Source organism: Myroides odoratimimus (assembly GCF_030326305.1).
Classification (GTDB): Bacteria; Bacteroidota; Bacteroidia; order Flavobacteriales; family Flavobacteriaceae; genus Flavobacterium; species Flavobacterium odoratimimum_A.
Genome location: NZ_JACAKB010000045.1, coordinates 1 through 15,506, shown reverse-complemented (window position 1 = coordinate 15,506; position 15,506 = coordinate 1). Strand labels below are relative to the sequence as shown.

15 protein-coding genes are annotated in these 15,506 nt (G+C 35.4%); 4 read left to right on the top strand and 11 right to left on the bottom strand.

Annotated elements, in window-relative coordinates; translation table 11 throughout:
• Window positions 1–40: 40 nt before the first annotated feature.
• Complete coding sequence (locus HX049_RS17420; RefSeq protein WP_286417554.1) at window positions 41–1,363, bottom strand: TonB-dependent receptor plug domain-containing protein; 1,323 nt, start codon at window positions 1,361–1,363, stop codon at window positions 41–43.
• A 309-nt stretch (window positions 1,364–1,672) separates the two neighbouring features.
• Window positions 1,673–2,023: a hypothetical protein gene (locus HX049_RS17415; protein WP_286417553.1), complete on the bottom strand. Its 351-nt coding sequence runs from the start codon at window positions 2,021–2,023 to the stop codon at window positions 1,673–1,675.
• 42 nt (window positions 2,024–2,065) lie between these two features.
• Between HX049_RS17415 and tnpA the strand changes: the two genes are divergently transcribed.
• Genes tnpA through tnpC form a run of 3 tightly spaced genes read left to right on the top strand, consistent with a single transcriptional unit; the run spans window position 2,066 to window position 4,309 of the window.
• Window positions 2,066–2,350: an IS66 family insertion sequence element accessory protein TnpA gene (gene tnpA, locus HX049_RS17410; RefSeq protein WP_286417551.1), complete on the top strand. Its 285-nt coding sequence runs from the start codon at window positions 2,066–2,068 to the stop codon at window positions 2,348–2,350.
• The gene (tnpB, locus tag HX049_RS17405) at window positions 2,350–2,688 is read left to right on the top strand and encodes an IS66 family insertion sequence element accessory protein TnpB (RefSeq protein WP_286417549.1); all 339 of its coding nucleotides are present in this window, start codon (window positions 2,350–2,352) and stop codon (window positions 2,686–2,688) included. Before tnpA ends, tnpB begins: the two co-directional genes overlap by 1 nt.
• Before the next feature lie 49 nt (window positions 2,689–2,737).
• A complete protein-coding gene (gene tnpC, locus HX049_RS17400; protein WP_286417548.1) occupies window positions 2,738–4,309 on the top strand; it encodes an IS66 family transposase in 1,572 nt (523 codons plus the stop codon).
• Window positions 4,310–4,319: 10 nt separating this feature from the next.
• Here tnpC and HX049_RS17395 read toward each other — a convergent pair whose 3' ends face one another.
• From HX049_RS17395 to HX049_RS17355, 9 genes are all read right to left on the bottom strand, one after another.
• The gene (locus HX049_RS17395; RefSeq protein WP_286417547.1) at window positions 4,320–4,544 is read right to left on the bottom strand and encodes a hypothetical protein; all 225 of its coding nucleotides are present in this window, start codon (window positions 4,542–4,544) and stop codon (window positions 4,320–4,322) included.
• Between the two features lie 63 nt (window positions 4,545–4,607).
• Window positions 4,608–5,336, bottom strand: a complete 729-nt coding sequence (locus tag HX049_RS17390) for an MBL fold metallo-hydrolase (RefSeq protein ID WP_006259114.1) — start codon at window positions 5,334–5,336, stop codon at window positions 4,608–4,610.
• Window positions 5,337–5,420: 84 nt separating this feature from the next.
• A complete protein-coding gene (gene thrC, locus HX049_RS17385; RefSeq protein WP_286417545.1) occupies window positions 5,421–6,710 on the bottom strand; it encodes a threonine synthase in 1,290 nt (429 codons plus the stop codon).
• Entirely contained in the window at window positions 6,710–7,630 is a 921-nt protein-coding gene (locus HX049_RS17380) for a homoserine kinase (RefSeq protein WP_286417543.1), read from the bottom strand. The genes thrC and HX049_RS17380 overlap by 1 nt, the downstream gene beginning before the upstream one ends.
• 1 nt (window position 7,631) lies before the next feature.
• The gene (thrA, locus tag HX049_RS17375) at window positions 7,632–10,079 is read right to left on the bottom strand and encodes a bifunctional aspartate kinase/homoserine dehydrogenase I (RefSeq protein ID WP_286417541.1); all 2,448 of its coding nucleotides are present in this window, start codon (window positions 10,077–10,079) and stop codon (window positions 7,632–7,634) included.
• 500 nt (window positions 10,080–10,579) lie between these two features.
• On the bottom strand, window positions 10,580–11,641 hold the full coding sequence (locus HX049_RS17370; protein WP_286417539.1) for a CNNM domain-containing protein: 1,062 nt from the start codon (window positions 11,639–11,641) through the stop codon (window positions 10,580–10,582).
• Window positions 11,642–11,751: 110 nt separating this feature from the next.
• Window positions 11,752–13,008 (bottom strand): hypothetical protein, encoded by a 1,257-nt coding sequence (locus HX049_RS17365; protein ID WP_286417537.1) that lies wholly within the window; start codon window positions 13,006–13,008, stop codon window positions 11,752–11,754.
• Window positions 13,009–13,247: 239 nt separating this feature from the next.
• The gene (locus tag HX049_RS17360) at window positions 13,248–13,748 is read right to left on the bottom strand and encodes a DUF2199 domain-containing protein (protein ID WP_286417536.1); all 501 of its coding nucleotides are present in this window, start codon (window positions 13,746–13,748) and stop codon (window positions 13,248–13,250) included.
• Window positions 13,748–14,815: an SMI1/KNR4 family protein gene (locus HX049_RS17355; protein ID WP_286417534.1), complete on the bottom strand. Its 1,068-nt coding sequence runs from the start codon at window positions 14,813–14,815 to the stop codon at window positions 13,748–13,750. The genes HX049_RS17360 and HX049_RS17355 overlap by 1 nt, the downstream gene beginning before the upstream one ends.
• A gap of 56 nt (window positions 14,816–14,871) precedes the next feature.
• On the opposite strand from HX049_RS17355, the gene HX049_RS17350 reads away from it, so the two are divergent.
• Window positions 14,872–15,447 (top strand): GNAT family N-acetyltransferase, encoded by a 576-nt coding sequence (locus HX049_RS17350; RefSeq protein ID WP_286417533.1) that lies wholly within the window; start codon window positions 14,872–14,874, stop codon window positions 15,445–15,447.
• The last annotated feature ends 59 nt before the right edge of the window (window positions 15,448–15,506 follow it).

Sequence of the window (15,506 nt, the reverse complement as noted above, 5' to 3'; positions counted from 1 at the left end):
TTGCCTAAGAAACCTGCCATTAGATATGAGAAAGTAATAACTAATCAATTAGCCTTGTTATAATCGAACTCAGGTTATAAGTATTGTTTAACCAAACTTGTTGTGAAGGATTAATCGAATAACCTATCAATGTTCTTGAAGTAAAGAAAGTCATATCTATATCAGCATTCATAGGCATATCGCCCTCTCCTCTATAACCACGTGGAGTGAACTCTCCTAACCAATTATATCTTCCTTTTAAAGTATCAATAGCTTGTGACTTCACTACATTATAAGATAGAAATTGATCTATAGATAATTTATCATTGAATACGGCTTTCTTATACCTTAATGTTGGAATAACACTGTGTTGTTTATCTTCAATTCCTCCATAAGGTACAACCATTGAAGTAGGACTATTTTGAAGTTGTTTATCGATGTTGTAATAGCTTATACCTAGTTCAATTTTATCTGCCCAAGAAAGATTATGAGCTCCTAAATAAGCATTAGCAAAGAAGTGCTTATATCGATTGTGAAACAACTTTACCTTAGAATGTGTTTGAGCTAGTTCAAGATCCGGAGTATTAATTTTATAATCATTATCAGAGTAATTATAAAACACCTCTCCTCCTGCATATAGATTGTCATTTAAGTTATAATGCCCTCTTACAGCAGAGCGAATTGTATTAAATGATCCGTATTCTACAGAAGCTCTTAATTGATTACTTTGTATAGAAGAAGAAACTAAATTAACTGCTCCTCCTAAAGCATCACTTGCTAAGTGCACAGGGATAATTCCTTTATATACCTCCACTTTATCCAATACATCTAATGGCACATTAGAAATATTATACCCTTGTCCTAAATAATTTAAGGGAATACCATCCTTAAAAAAACGTATTGCATTACCTTGAAAACCATTCAGATTAATATTAGCCTCTGAACCTAAGCCTCCTCCTTGTCGAATACGTACTCCAGTAGTCTTATTCATCAAATCATTTAAAGAGGTAGGGCGAAGAATCTCACTTTTAGTATCAATAGTAACTGCCTTAATAATATTGCGATTACTATTTTGTTGTTCATCTTTAGTTTGAACAATAATATCTGATAAGATGGTGTGGTCTTCTTCTAAAACAAATGAATTGCGTATCAAATCCACAGTATCGAATGTCTGATTCACACTTTGATAGCGTTCAGCAAATACTTGAATTACATAAGACGACGCAGGTTTTAGGTCAAACTGAACCTTACCCTCCGCATCTGTTATCAGTTGTTGATCGTTTACTATTACGACAGCATTCTTTACCAACTGATTACTGTTATTGGTAATAACGATGTTCTTCTTTATTTGCCCCAAAGTTAATGAGGTACTGGCAAGAGCCATCAATAAGGTTACTTTACTAAGCCTATTCACTTGTTATTTATAATTATTTTAAATAATAACAAATGTAGACTTATTTATTTCACTAACAAGAATAATTCTAAATAACTAATTAAAATAAGCTTAAACTAAATATAAAAAACACACAATAAAGAATAATTAAAAATAAAAACTATGGAATTAGAAATTATATAATTCAAAACATCCTTTGATATACTAAATAAAAAATAGAATAGTTAAAGTTATAATACTCACTTTAGGTTACATAAAAAAACCTTCTAATCTTATTATGATCAGAAGGTTCTTTATAATTTATTCCTCTTTACTCCATTTGACAAACCACTTGGCTATCCTACCAAAATTGGTTATCATTAAGAATCCTAACACTAAATTAGCAAAAGCTCTAAAAGCCCCATATTTCTCATAGGTAGGCATATTCTCATTTCTGATTGCTACAGTAAATCGCTGTATAATCCACGATATTGCATATGGAAGATTATTCACAATGAGTATTCCTCCAATAATAAATATCCCCACCTTAACAATATCAACAGCAGTCACGCTACCTACGGCAATATTATCAGTCTCATAACCTTTACTCAAACGGAAAAGACTAACTATCTTATCTCCATATGTATCCACCCGAGCAACTGCATCTTTCACAACCTACCGTAAGATAGTAAGTTTGTCTCAAATACTAAAGAGATGAACAAACAAGAAATTATGTATTCTCATATAGAGGAATGGAAACAAAGTGGATTAACACAGGTCTTGTACTGTGAAGAGCAAGGACTAAAATTGCCAACCTTTAGTTATTGGGTTCAAAAATATCATAAACATCACCAACAAGATAATTCGAGTAGTTTTATCGCCATTAGTAAAGATCAGTTAGTCAAAAAAGAATACGAGATTATTTATCCCAATGGAGTTAAGCTTCGCGTTCACACGGAAAACTTAAGTGAGTTATATTCTTTATTACAGCTTGGATAATGTTTAGTTTAAGTAGTTCCCACCAGTTCTATTTGTATAAATCAGCTTGTGATATGCGCAAGAGTTTTGATAGCTTGTGTGGCATTGTTCAAAACGAACTCAATCAAGTCGCTCACAATGGAAGCGTGTATGTCTTTATCAATCGCCGAGGCAATCAAATGAAGCTTTTACACTGGGAAACGGGTGGATTTGTGTTATATCACAAACGATTAGAACAAGGAACTTTTGCTTTTCCTATCCATAATCGCACTCAAATCAGTTGGAGCGATTTGGTATTAATGATAGAGGGAATCCAGGTTATCAAAAGCAGTCAAAAAAGGCGTTTTTTATTAAAGTAAATGCACTAAAAACCTTGTATAACCAAGGCTTTTGGCGTATATTTCCGTCATGGGAATAGACTTAGAAAACTTATCAAAACAAGAACTTTTGGCGCTTATAAAACAGCAGTCCAAAACTATTTCCAAACAAGAAAAGGCAAATATTAAAATCGAATCTGAACTCAAGAAAGAGAAGGGAAAATCAGCCGAACTTGAAGAAAAAACGATTGAACTTCAACGCTTAGTTGATCTTCTCCGTCGCATGCAATTTGGGCAAAAGCGAGAGCGTTTTGAAGATCCTAATCAAACAGCGTTACCTTTGGATGTTGAACCTGAGGTTGTGCAAGAACAAGAAGAAGTAATCAAACAAGAGATTACCTACTCTCGTGAAAAGAAAAAACACCCAGGACGAGCGAAACTACCCAATCATTTACCTGTAGAAGAAATAGAAATCCTTCCAGAGGGGGATTTATCTGATAAGGTCTGCATTGGAAAAGAAACGACAGATGTACTAGACTACGTTCCAGGTTACTTTAAAATTAAACGTTACATCCGATATAAATACGCAACCAAAGACAAAGACGATACGCAAATTAGTATTGGATTACTTCCAGAGCGGATTATCGAAAAAGGCATACCATCTAATAGGCTCTTAGCTATACTCCTTGTTTTTAAGTATATGGATCACCTGCCCTTATACCGTCAAAAACAGATTTTTTCAAGAGAAGGCATAGATATCGCTTCCTCTACTATAGAGGGGTGGGCCGCTCAAGGGATGGATGCTTTAAAACCACTATATGAAAGGTTGTTGATGGATATCAAAAACCAAGGGTACCTTCAAGTAGATGAAACCACTATCAAGGTTTTGGATGAGAAAAAGAAAGACAAATCTCATCTAGGGTATTACTGGGTCTATCACGCTCCTATATCCAAGCTAGTGATGTTTACTTACAGTCCTACGCGTAGCAGTAGTGCTGCACTCCCTGTATTAGAAAACTTTAAAGGATACCTGCAAACCGACGGTTATAGCGGATACAAAGCCTATGGGCAAAAGTCTGAGGTGACGCATCTTGGCTGTTGGGCGCATGCTCGTCGTGAGTTTGAACGTGCTTTAGACAATGACAAAACAAAAGCACAGCATGTACTGGTACAAATACAAAAACTATATGCTGTAGAACGAAAAGCGAAAGAACAAAACTTAACGCCAGAGCAAATTAAAGAACTTCGTCTGAAAGAGAGTTTACCCATCATCAACGAACTTGGTAAATATATGTTTGCTCAGATGAAACTTACTTTGCCTAAAAGTCAAATAGGAAAAGCCTTTGCTTACTCCCAAACTAGATGGGATAACCTAAGTGCGTATTTATATGATGGGAATCTTCAAATAGACAACAACCTAGTTGAAAACGCAATCAGACCGGTAGCATTGGGCCGTAAAAACTATCTCTTTGCTGGATCTCACGATGCGGCACAAAGAGCAGCGATGGTCTATACGTTTTTTGCTAACTGTAAAAAGCATGACGTTAACCCGTATCAGTGGTTAAAATACGTCCTTGAAAATATACAATCCATCAACCATAAGAATATTACAGACTTATATCCGCATAATTGCAAGAAACTTATCGTTGATACTGTAGAATAATATTTATATCCTACAAGATGTACTTGCTTGGGTGGATACCTCCATATAACATTAACAGAGTAAATACTACCAACAAAAAGATATGTTGAGCTATATCTGACAGTAAATCACCAAAGGTATTTTCCTTTACAGTAATCAAATAGTACAAACTACTTAATAGAGACAAAAAATAGCTAAGAAAAAAGTAAAACCCTAATAACTTCACTAACGCTGTAAACAAATCTCTTTTACTCATAGACACTCATATTAAAGATTGAGAGTATCTAATATACAACTAATTAACGTATCTTTTTTTAGTTTACTCACAAGTATACACCGCTCGTTCCATATCGTGATAGAACAACACTGTCCAATGCTCTGCCTCAGCCTGTACCTTCCATTCTGTACGCCACTTCATCGCTAACTTGCCATCATAGTCACTCTTAAAAGCCATATTAAATTCTAAATAACTATGCTTTGGTAGATTATCTGCACCATAAAATATGATTTGCTCTTCATCTTTAATCCAAAATACCTGCATATATGGCGTATGCCCTCCTACCACCTGATAAGTAATCTGATCATCAATACTTCCCTGATCATCATTCATCCATATGATATTAGGCAGAGCTAATGCCTCTTCTAGTATATCATAATCAAATGAAATATCATCCATAGACAACTCTGCAAAAGCAACTTCTCTACGTTGAATGTATATTTGAGCATTAGGATAGCGTCCTATATATCCTTCTTCTGTTTCTTCAACCAAACCGTTGATATGATCTTTGTGCAAGTGTGACATCAACACTCTATCTATATCCAAAGGAGTTAATCCTTCTTTGGCCAATAATTCGTCTATTTTGTAAACACCATTTTCTTGATATCCTAAACCTACATCTAATAATGTTTTATGATTATCTGTTATGATCAAAAAAGGTTGTACTGCTAATTGTATTTCTGTGGTCAATACCTTATCTCCTATAGGTAAAAAGTTCTTTACCTCATCTTCATAAAAATCACCTTCTTTTAAGGGTACTACTTTAATCATTGTTTTGTGAGTTTTGAATTACAAAGATAAATAGAAATAAAGAAAAAGGATTGTTCTAATCACAATCAGAACAATCCTTTTTCTTTATTTTAAAAGTTCTTCTTTCAACTCCTCATAAGAAGTGAGAACAGTACTTTTCTTTTCTCCTTTCATAATCTCTTCCAATCTATCAGGTATAGGAATCTCTATTTCTAATAATTGCTCTATACACTCTGGAAACTTAACAGGATGTGCTGTTCCTAAAAATACACCTGTAAAGTTTTGATGCTCTTTAGCGTATTCTTTGATTCCTAGATAACCAACCGCTCCATGAGGATCCAGTAGATACCCATTCTTAGCATATTGTTCTTTTATTAGGGCTAATGTAACCTTATCTGTAAAAGAATAGGCTGACAGATCTTTACTCAACTCCTTCGCATCTTTAGCAAACAATTCTAATATACGCACGAAGTTGCTCGGATCACTTACATCCATCGCATTAGAGATTGTCTCTACTGTTTGTTTTGGCGTATAGGCTTTAGAAGAAAAGAATCTTGGTATTGTATCATTTGCATTAGTAGCTGCAATAAAATGAGCAATAGGCAATCCCATCTTTTGAGCTAGCATCCCTGCACATATATTACCAAAGTTTCCACTAGGTACAGATACAACCAATGGTTTTTTTAAATGTTGTAATTCTTTATACATCAAGAAATAATAGAACATCTGAGATAACCAACGAGCTACATTAATTGAATTCGCTGATGTCAAACGACAAGATTTCAACTCTTCATCTAAAAATGCTCTCTTCACCATCGCCTGACAATCATCAAAGCTTCCTTCTACTTCTATTGCTCTAATATTCTTACCTAGCGCAGTTAATTGCTTCTCCTGGATGCTACTCACTTTCCCTTTTGGATATAAGATAACAACCTCAATCCCCTCTACATCATAGAATCCATGAGCTACTGCCCCTCCTGTATCTCCTGAAGTAGCTACTAGAATAGTAATTTTCTCTTTCTCTCCTTTGACAAAGCTTCTCAGACATCTAGACATAAATCCTGCTCCTACATCTTTAAAGGCTAAAGTAGGTCCATGAAATAACTCTAATGTATAAACATCTTGATCAATCGACACTACAGGAAAGTCAAATGCTAACGTTTCTCTTACAATCGTTCTTAGCTCTTCTTCTGTTATCTCTTTTCCTACAAAAGGAGCGATAACCTGGTATGCAATCTCTTCCTTACTCATCGCTTGAATACCTTCAAAAAACGAAAGAGCTAACTGAGGTATTTCTTGTGGAAAATACAATCCTTTATCCTCGGCAATACCTTGTATTGCAGCTTCTTTAAATGAGGCTACTCGCTGAGGGTTATTTAAACTATAATACTTCATTACAATACTTTTATACCTTGTGAATTAATAGGCGATACATGAATATCAAACTCATACCCTGCATCCTTTACTACTTGACGCATTGCTGCTGCTACACGCTCTGCATTCTCCTTGCCTTTGCTCAATGCAAACACAGAAGGTCCTGCTCCTGATATTCCTCCTCCTAATGCTCCATGCTCACAAGCTGCTTGTTTTAACTCTGCATAGTTTGGTATCAATAGTGAACGTTTAGGCTCTACAAATTCATCGTGTAATGAATTACCAATCAAATCGTAATCTGAAGTATAAAGTCCACAGATTAAACCACCTAGATTACCACATTGTTTAATCGCTTGTTTTAAAGTAACTGTTTGCTTTAAAACCGAACGAGCATCCTTTGTTTTCAATTCTATCTGAGGGTGAATAACAGTAGCGTATAGCTCTTTTGGAGAATCTATATGAACTATATTAAGCGGTTCATAACTATGAATAAATGCAAACCCTCCTAATAACGCTGGAGCTACATTATCCGCATGAGGTGCCCCACTCGCTAAAGCTTCTCCTTGCATTGCATAATAAATCAATTCTTTATTAGATAATGGATAGCCACATAACGCATTGACACCATAAACAGCACCTGCCGAACTTGCAGCACTACTCCCTATACCACTACCTGCCTTGATATTCTTGTGAATCACAATCTCAAAACCAAAATCAGGTTGTAGTTTTTCTATTAAAGCTAAAGCGGCAACACCTGCCACATTCTTCTCTACTTCGAGTGGTAGATCAGCTCCAATAATCTCTTTGATACGTACACCTTTTTCTACTGTCTTAGTGATAATCATTTCATCACCTACATTGTCTAAACACACCCCTAAAACATCAAAACCACATGATAGGTTTGCTATTGTAGCTGGGCAAAATATCTTTATTTCTTTCATTTTATAACAATTTACTTCCTATTCTTATTACATCTGCAAATATTCCTGATGCTGTCACCTCTGCTCCTGCACCCGCTCCTTTTATTAATAACGGTTGTTCTTGATAGCGATTTGTATAGAACATTACGATATTATCTTTCCCTTCTAAGTGATAGAATGGGTGATTAGACATTATCTCTTGCAGACCTACACTAGCCTTACCGTCTTTAAGCGTTGCCACTACTTTTAGACAAGCTCCTTTAGCTTTTGCTCCTTCATATAGCGTTTTAAAGTGAGCTTCTTCCTTAGCTAAAGCTGTGATAAACGCATCTGCATCCTCTGCCTCCATACAAGACATTGGTAAGAAACTATCCACCTCTACCTCTTCTTCTTCTACCCAATAATTGCACTCTCTCATCAGAATCATCAGTTTTCTCTTCACATCTACACCACTCAGATCTATCAATGGATGAGGCTCTGTATACCCTTCTTTCTTAGCTAGAGCTACTATCTCTGCAAAAGGTTTATCTCCGTTATATTGATTAAAAATAAAGTTCAAACTACCACTTAATACTGCTTGTATCTCTTTTACTTGATCTCCTGAGGCAACAAGGTTCTTAATTGTATCAATAATAGGCAGACCTGCACCTACGTTTGTTTCGTATAAAAAAGGAGCATTGTACTTCTTAGATAGACCTTTTAACTCTTTATAATATTCCATTGTAGAAGAACAAGCTATCTTATTACAAGTCACTACAGCAATACTATTCTTTAAATATGATGCATAAGTCATGGCTACATCAACAGTAGCTGTATTGTCTACGAAAATACTATTGCGCAAATTCAGTTCTTTGATCTTATCTAAGAAACCTTTTTGAGTCATAGGTACTCCACAATTAGACAAATCTTTTACCTCAGCCAAATCAAATCCCTCTACATTAAAACACATCAATTTAGAATTAGCTATTCCTACCACTCTAACATTTACTTTCAGATGCTCTCTTAAATAATTGTGTTGTTGCACGATTTGCTCTAAGAACTTCCCTCCTACATTTCCTATTCCCATAACAAATAAGTTCAACTGAACCACCACCTCTTCAAAGAAAGCTTCATGTAGTACATTCAATGCTTTCTTGACATCTTTCTCTAAAATTACAGCAGAGATATTACGCTCTGATGCACCCTGAGCGATAGCACAGATATTAATATTGTTACGGCCTAACGCACTAAACATTTTACCACTGACTCCTTGATGTCCTTTGATATAATCTCCTACTGCAGCGATAATAGACATCCCTAATTCTACGCGAACTGGTTTTACTTTTTTGTTTTGTATTTCAAACTCAAAAGCACTATTAATCACTTGTTCTGCTCTTTCTGCATCTGGAGCAATAATTGCGAAACAGATAGAGTGCTCTGAAGAAGCTTGAGTAATAAATATCACATTGATATCCTCTAAAGACAATACTTCAAACAGTCGTTTAGAAATACCTGCTACACCTACCATCCCTGGACCTTCTAATGTCAACAATGCTAGATTGTCAATATTTGTAATTCCTCTTACAGGATTAGGGTCTGTACTTCCTACAGCACTGACTAGGCTTCCCTCTGCATCTGGCTCAAAAGTATTTTTGACAATCAACGAGATTCCTTTAAGTAAAATAGGCGCCAAAGCAGATGGATACAATACTTTTGCTCCGAAGTGAGAAAGCTCCATCGCTTCTTGGAAGTTGATGTGTTTTACTATTTTTGCTTGTTTTACCACTCTTGGGTTAGCTGTATATATACCACTTACATCAGTCCAGATCTCTAGTTCTTTTAAGTTAAGAGCAGCTGCGATAATAGCCGCAGTATAGTCAGATCCTCCACGACCTAATGTTGTCACTTCATTTGCTTCTGACTCTGCTATAAATCCTGGTACGATAGTTACTGCACATTTATGTTTCTTAAAGTAATCAACGATCAACTGATCAGTTACTTCAAAGTTTACAGCAGCTTTACCAAACTTGTCATTTGTCTTGATAAAATCTCCACTATATCCATGACGGCAATCTTGTCCCTGTGCCTTCATAACCTCAGCGATCACATAAGAAGAAAGGCGTTCACCATAAGACATAATCAAATCCTTAATGCGAGGAGATAACTCTCTTAACAAGAAACACCCTTGTAACAATACTTCCAATTCATTCAGTTCTCTAATCACACTGCTCAATATCCCAGCCTGATCATTCACAGGTATTAATGCTCTGACAACTTCTAAATGACGATGACTAATATCTTTAAATTGATCTATATATTCTTCGTTATGTGCTGCCGCTTGTACTGCCGCCAGCTGTAGTAGATCAGTCACTCCACTCAGCGCAGATACTACTACTATAACAGGCTCTTCTATCTTATTGATGATATCTATACATCTCTTTATATTCACGGCATTAGCCACTGATGACCCGCCAAACTTTATTACTTTCATAAAATTTCATTGATTTGGTTTTCTCCCAAAGCAAGTAACTAATTGATATTACTCGCTTTGGATAATATAAAATACAGCCGTTAATAAATAAACGACCACAGACGATGGTTATATGTAATAAATTCCCCCTTTACAGGGTTGAGATAGATGACGATGACGAAGATGTCAACGTAATAGTAGTTACTGTCGAAGTAGTAACGTTAGAAACACGAGAAGTTGCACCACTTAAGATAGTAGTGTTTAAAACAGGATTATATGTTCTAAAATTCGCGTTCATTGATATGGCTAAGATACCAAAACCATTTTGAAACAAACCAATAAAAAGTTAAAGAAATTCAAATATTTATTTCAAACGCCTTTATTAAAGCACTCTTAATCCCAACAAATACAAGGGATAAGCAACATTAAAAATATTTTTTAAAACACTCCTATTTACGCAAAAAACAAAGAACTCCATCACTAAAAGCGATGGAGTTCTTTGTTTTTTAAACTCTGTAAACTTATTTTATACCGTCTTCATCAGCCAAATAAGCATATTTCTTTTGTCTATTTTGCCATCTTTCTTCTGCATATTGTCTTAAGTCAACAATCTTATCTTTCTCATCAATAATCTCAAAACCAAGTAGAGTCTCGATAATGTCTTCCATAGTGACTAAACCATCTACTTCACCATACTCATTCACCACAATAGCGATATGCTCATGCTTCTCCTTCATCTTATTCCAAGTCGTAATCACATTCAGTTTTTCAGACACAAATAGAATATTTCTCTTTATATCCTTTAATTGAATATCAAATCTATCTTCTGCTAAATACTCGAACGCAACTTCTCTTAGCACATATCCTGTAATATTGTCTTTCGTATCACTATACACAGGGATTCTAGAGAAATGTAGAAATTCTTTATTCTTCAGGAACTCTCTTAAAGTCATTTCTTCATCTGCACTAACCAACATAATACGTGGTGTGTGAATTTCGTCTATACGTACTTCGTTTAACTTAAATACGTTTTGAATAATCTTGTTCTCTTTAACACCTAAGATACCTTCTTGCTCTCCAATACTTGCTAGAGTTGCAATCTCTTCTCTACTGGTAGAAGACTCTGCATTCTTCTTGCTCAACCTCTTTGTCAAGAAAGATGACATAACCACTAATGGATAACTTACAACAACCATAGCAGAAATAACACTTGCCATAGAACCATAAATATCCTTAGCATAATTCGCTCCTAAAGTCTTCGGTATAATCTCTGTTAAGACTAAGATTAATAAAGTCAATACAGCTGATACTACTCCGAAATATGCCTCGCCAAAAACAACTGTTGCTTGTGCTCCAACTCCTGCAGCTCCAACTGTATGAGCAACTGTATTAAGAGACAAAATAGCCGATAACGGCCTGTCAATATCCTCTTTCAGGTTTATCATTTTTAAGGCTTTCTTATCTCCAGCTTCTGCCTTTGACTTTAAAAAAGAAGGGGATAAAGAAAGCAAGCTTGCTTCTGCGATAGAACAGATAAAAGATACAGCTAAAGCTAGAAACAAATAAACTAATAATAATGTCATGTATTTTTAAATATATACACAAGATTAATTATAAAAAACACATAACAAGGATAATAATTAATCAAAACATACAAATTAGCTTCTGAAACGTCAATATGAGTTACTGATATTTAGGTATGTTGCATAATGTATCCACTTACTCTAGTCTTATCACACCAGAAGATATAACATAGTCCACCACTACCATAATACACTTCACCTCCCTCTACATCGGGAACTTCTGAGTCTAACTGCATAATAAACTGCATCTTCTCTCCGCTAATAGGACAAGTCAAAACCTCTCCATTCTGTATCCAAGAAGGTTCTCCTCCTATTCTAAACAAATTCTCTCTACTATTAGCGCTTGCCCATGACTGAAATGCCCAACGAGAATCCGTAGGTACGATGCTTACTTCTGTAGGAACCATAGCATGCTCTTCTACCCATTCTATCACCATTGGCTCTCCTATTTTATGAGGAATCCCTTGTTCATCATGTTGATAAAAGACAATACCATTTTCATTTAATTCACGTAAATGACATCCTAACACTAGTTGAGATAAACTTATTGGCAATCCTTCAGGAATAGGGTGTAATGTAATGATATGCATAAAGGGGTTATTCTCATCTTCCGCTAGATACCCACCTACTTTATACTTATTTGTTAATGGTACACCATTCCACGTTGGGTGATCTGTGCGGTTTAAATGTACTGCACTTGGCTTGTTTAAATACTTTGGTTCAAATAAAATATGATACGTTTGATCTGAACAGTATCTTTTTACCTTTCCGTTTTCTCTACACAATCCCACACCCTCTAAATATCCATCGATATAATCTGCTGAACTCACATAAGTGCTCAATTCTAATTCTAACGCATGTGGAATAAGGCTTTCTATAGCAACGATATCTCTAGATTCGACTAAACAATTAAACAACTTAATCTTAGTTTCTAAATCGGTATTTGATGCTAAGAATTGAGCTAAATAAGGTTGTAATTGAGCAGAAGTACAATTTCTCCAATGATAGTCTGCAAAATAGCTATCCCCATTAGGATTTAAGACTAATAAATCATCGAGATAAGGATGTAATATATGCGGTAACTGAATACCTGCATACTCTATAACACTCTCTGCTACGGCACTCTCTTTTTCTTTTAAAATATCAATTGCTATTTTAACTAATTGGCTAAAGTCTTTCTCATTAACATAACTTAGTGCACTGTGAAAAAGCGTTGAATCCTTCTCGATATTCATCAGAAACTCTAAGCAGAAAGCATATATTTCTGCTTCATCCTTCATTAATCCCCTTAATTGATTATAAACATCAGGTGTCTTCCATTCTGTCTGTTTATAATCTATTGCTAATTGTTGTCCTTTACTACTCATTCTTTTCTATCTCTATCCAATTTATTCTAGTTTGCCTTATTGAGAGGTACTTTATATCCCTTGAACAAAGTCTAATCGCTGTCTTCCTTGCACTTTGGCGCACATTGCTTGCACTTTCCTAGGACTTTCCTAGCCCAAAGCACCTTTTTGTCGAAGAATAGTGCAAGAATACCTCAAGGAATCTGCTAGCATCATACAGCAAAACTAATCTTAAATTATGGCATACTTAAATCCCATCTCTATTTTACTAAAGCCTCGATTCTCTTCAAAGCTTCCTCTGTCGAAATTCCATCATAAAAGTCTTTTATAAATACTGAATCTCCTTTTTTATGAGGTAAGATAGTTGGAATTCCTTTACTATTATCTACCTCAACATTGGTAGGTAAAGCAAAAGAAGTATTAGGAGGGTAATTAGGTAAATTAGTCACTAACCAACCAAAGTAAGTAGTCTTGTACTCTTTATCCTCATAGTGCTCATAATAGTCTTTCATACTCGCCTCACTAAGACTAACCCAAACCCCGTAATCCAAGTATTGGCAGGCATCATAGACATACTGAGTCAACACTCCTCTTAGATACCAATGTGTCTCATCTCCTTCATCTATACTACATACTTCGCTCGTTAAATCTGCGTGTTCTCTTTCTTCCTCAGACAGTGCTAAGTAAGGATCAGGAGCTTTAAATACTAATGCAGGCCAATCCTCGTGTTCTTGCCCACAATCTGCACATATATATTTCATTAGAATGTTCCGTTATCTATTATAAATTGTTGATGTTCTGTTATTTCTCCTTCTAAAGATTCTATCTCTCTATAGATCAATTCCTCTAGGCAGAAAGCAATTACTGTTCTACTCCAAGACTCATTTTGTAATTCTATAATTTGTCCATACGTCCCTGTATCACTTGGATCAGTATCTATCAATAGATAATCTCCATTCTTCCCTTCTGCAAAAGGAATCCACTTGGGATTAGCATATCCTGTACACTTAAGTCGGGTATCATAATCAGCTATTGTATCTTCATCTACCTCCTCATCATCGAACAACTCATTGATACCTTCCCACTCATCTGCTATCTTCTCAAAAGGCAATAAGTCATAATCCCATCCGTTGGCATGCAAACTTAGTGCTGAAGTAACAGCATTCCACTTCACATTCACTATCTTATAGAAATTAACCAAAATAGCTGGCAATTCTACTTCGTCTAATTGCTCTACAACAGTGTCTAATTGTTCTTGAGTAATACCATGAGTAGGGTTATAGTATTTATTATCTGCACCAACTCTATGTTCTATTGTTTTTTTCCATTCATACCATACCGCCTCTAAATATTCAAAGTTTTCATCAATAGGAAGTAATGCTACTTCTTCTTCCTCTACCTCTTCATAAGCTTGTAAAGAAAGTGAATACAACTCTTCCCTTCTGATATTATACCACACCGTCACATCATTAAATCTAAAAGCACCTGTATCATCTGTATCCCAAAGTTTTATACGCTCTTGCTTATGTTCGTTATAATACTTCATTACATCTGATTCCCCATTTAGTTTTAATTGACCTATAAATGCAGATTTCACAGCTATAGCGTAATCTTCTACTCTATAGGTTACTTCTATGGTATTAATAGCAATTCTATCTTTTGAAAAAGCTCTTAATCCTACTGTATGCCAAATATAAACATCATTGTGCTCTCCTGTGAATACCTCTGGCTCTCCAAATAGCGTAAACATTTCTTCTTTTGCTACCGGAAAGCTATACAGTTGCCCATTTATCTCAAATCCTTTTGATGTAAAATCAAAGTCTATCATCTTTTTTATTTTGGGCTAAAATACTATTAATTTCAAACAATAAATTCACTGAATACATGGAAGTATTTACTATTTTTATAAAAACAACTCTTATGAAAACAATAGAATTAACCACAGAACGCCTTCTTCTAAATCAACCTAATCTACAGGATATTCCTCGCCTATTAGAGATTATGAAAAACCCCGTATACAGTCAGAATACAACCAATATTCCTTACCCTTATACAAAGGCAAGTGCTACTTTTTGGGTAAACTTAGCTTTAGAAGGCTTGGAAATTGGAGATAAATACATCTTTGCTATTCGATTAAAAGGTAGCTCTGCGATCATTGGAGGAGTCGGTTTAGGCATAGACAAGGCAAATAATAAAGCTGAAATGGGCTATTGGTTAGATGAACAATATTGGAATAAAGGATATATTACTGAAGCAGCACAAGCTCTCATTCATTATGGCTTTGAGACATTGCATCTAAAAAGAATATTTGCTTCTCACTTTATACATAATCCATCATCAGGAAAGATTATGCAGAAGATAGGAATGCAGCAAGAAGGGGTATTAAAAGCCTATACACTAAAGGATGGAGAATACCTTGACCATGTACTATATGCGATAGTAAATCGAGTAGGAGGCTGAAGATTATTTCTTCAGCCGACCTCTCACACCACCTGGCATACGGATCCGTACCAAGGCGG

What these genes read in the sequence shown, in the direction of transcription:
- HX049_RS17420 (WP_286417554.1), bottom strand. Translation starts at nt 1,363, where the DNA reads ATGGCTCTTGCCAGTACCTCATTAACTTTGGGGCAAATAAAGAAGAAC.
- tnpA (WP_286417551.1), top strand. Translation starts at nt 2,066, where the DNA reads ATGAACAAACAAGAAATTATGTATTCTCATATAGAGGAATGGAAACAA.
- tnpB (WP_286417549.1), top strand. Translation starts at nt 2,350, where the DNA reads ATGTTTAGTTTAAGTAGTTCCCACCAGTTCTATTTGTATAAATCAGCT.
- tnpC (WP_286417548.1), top strand. Translation starts at nt 2,738, where the DNA reads ATGGGAATAGACTTAGAAAACTTATCAAAACAAGAACTTTTGGCGCTT.
- HX049_RS17395 (WP_286417547.1), bottom strand. Translation starts at nt 4,544, where the DNA reads ATGAGTAAAAGAGATTTGTTTACAGCGTTAGTGAAGTTATTAGGGTTT.
- HX049_RS17390 (WP_006259114.1), bottom strand. Translation starts at nt 5,336, where the DNA reads ATGATTAAAGTAGTACCCTTAAAAGAAGGTGATTTTTATGAAGATGAG.
- thrC (WP_286417545.1), bottom strand. Translation starts at nt 6,710, where the DNA reads ATGAAGTATTATAGTTTAAATAACCCTCAGCGAGTAGCCTCATTTAAA.
- HX049_RS17380 (WP_286417543.1), bottom strand. Translation starts at nt 7,630, where the DNA reads ATGAAAGAAATAAAGATATTTTGCCCAGCTACAATAGCAAACCTATCA.
- thrA (WP_286417541.1), bottom strand. Translation starts at nt 10,079, where the DNA reads ATGAAAGTAATAAAGTTTGGCGGGTCATCAGTGGCTAATGCCGTGAAT.
- HX049_RS17370 (WP_286417539.1), bottom strand. Translation starts at nt 11,641, where the DNA reads ATGACATTATTATTAGTTTATTTGTTTCTAGCTTTAGCTGTATCTTTT.
- HX049_RS17365 (WP_286417537.1), bottom strand. Translation starts at nt 13,008, where the DNA reads ATGAGTAGTAAAGGACAACAATTAGCAATAGATTATAAACAGACAGAA.
- HX049_RS17360 (WP_286417536.1), bottom strand. Translation starts at nt 13,748, where the DNA reads ATGAAATATATATGTGCAGATTGTGGGCAAGAACACGAGGATTGGCCT.
- HX049_RS17355 (WP_286417534.1), bottom strand. Translation starts at nt 14,815, where the DNA reads ATGATAGACTTTGATTTTACATCAAAAGGATTTGAGATAAATGGGCAA.
- HX049_RS17350 (WP_286417533.1), top strand. Translation starts at nt 14,872, where the DNA reads ATGGAAGTATTTACTATTTTTATAAAAACAACTCTTATGAAAACAATA.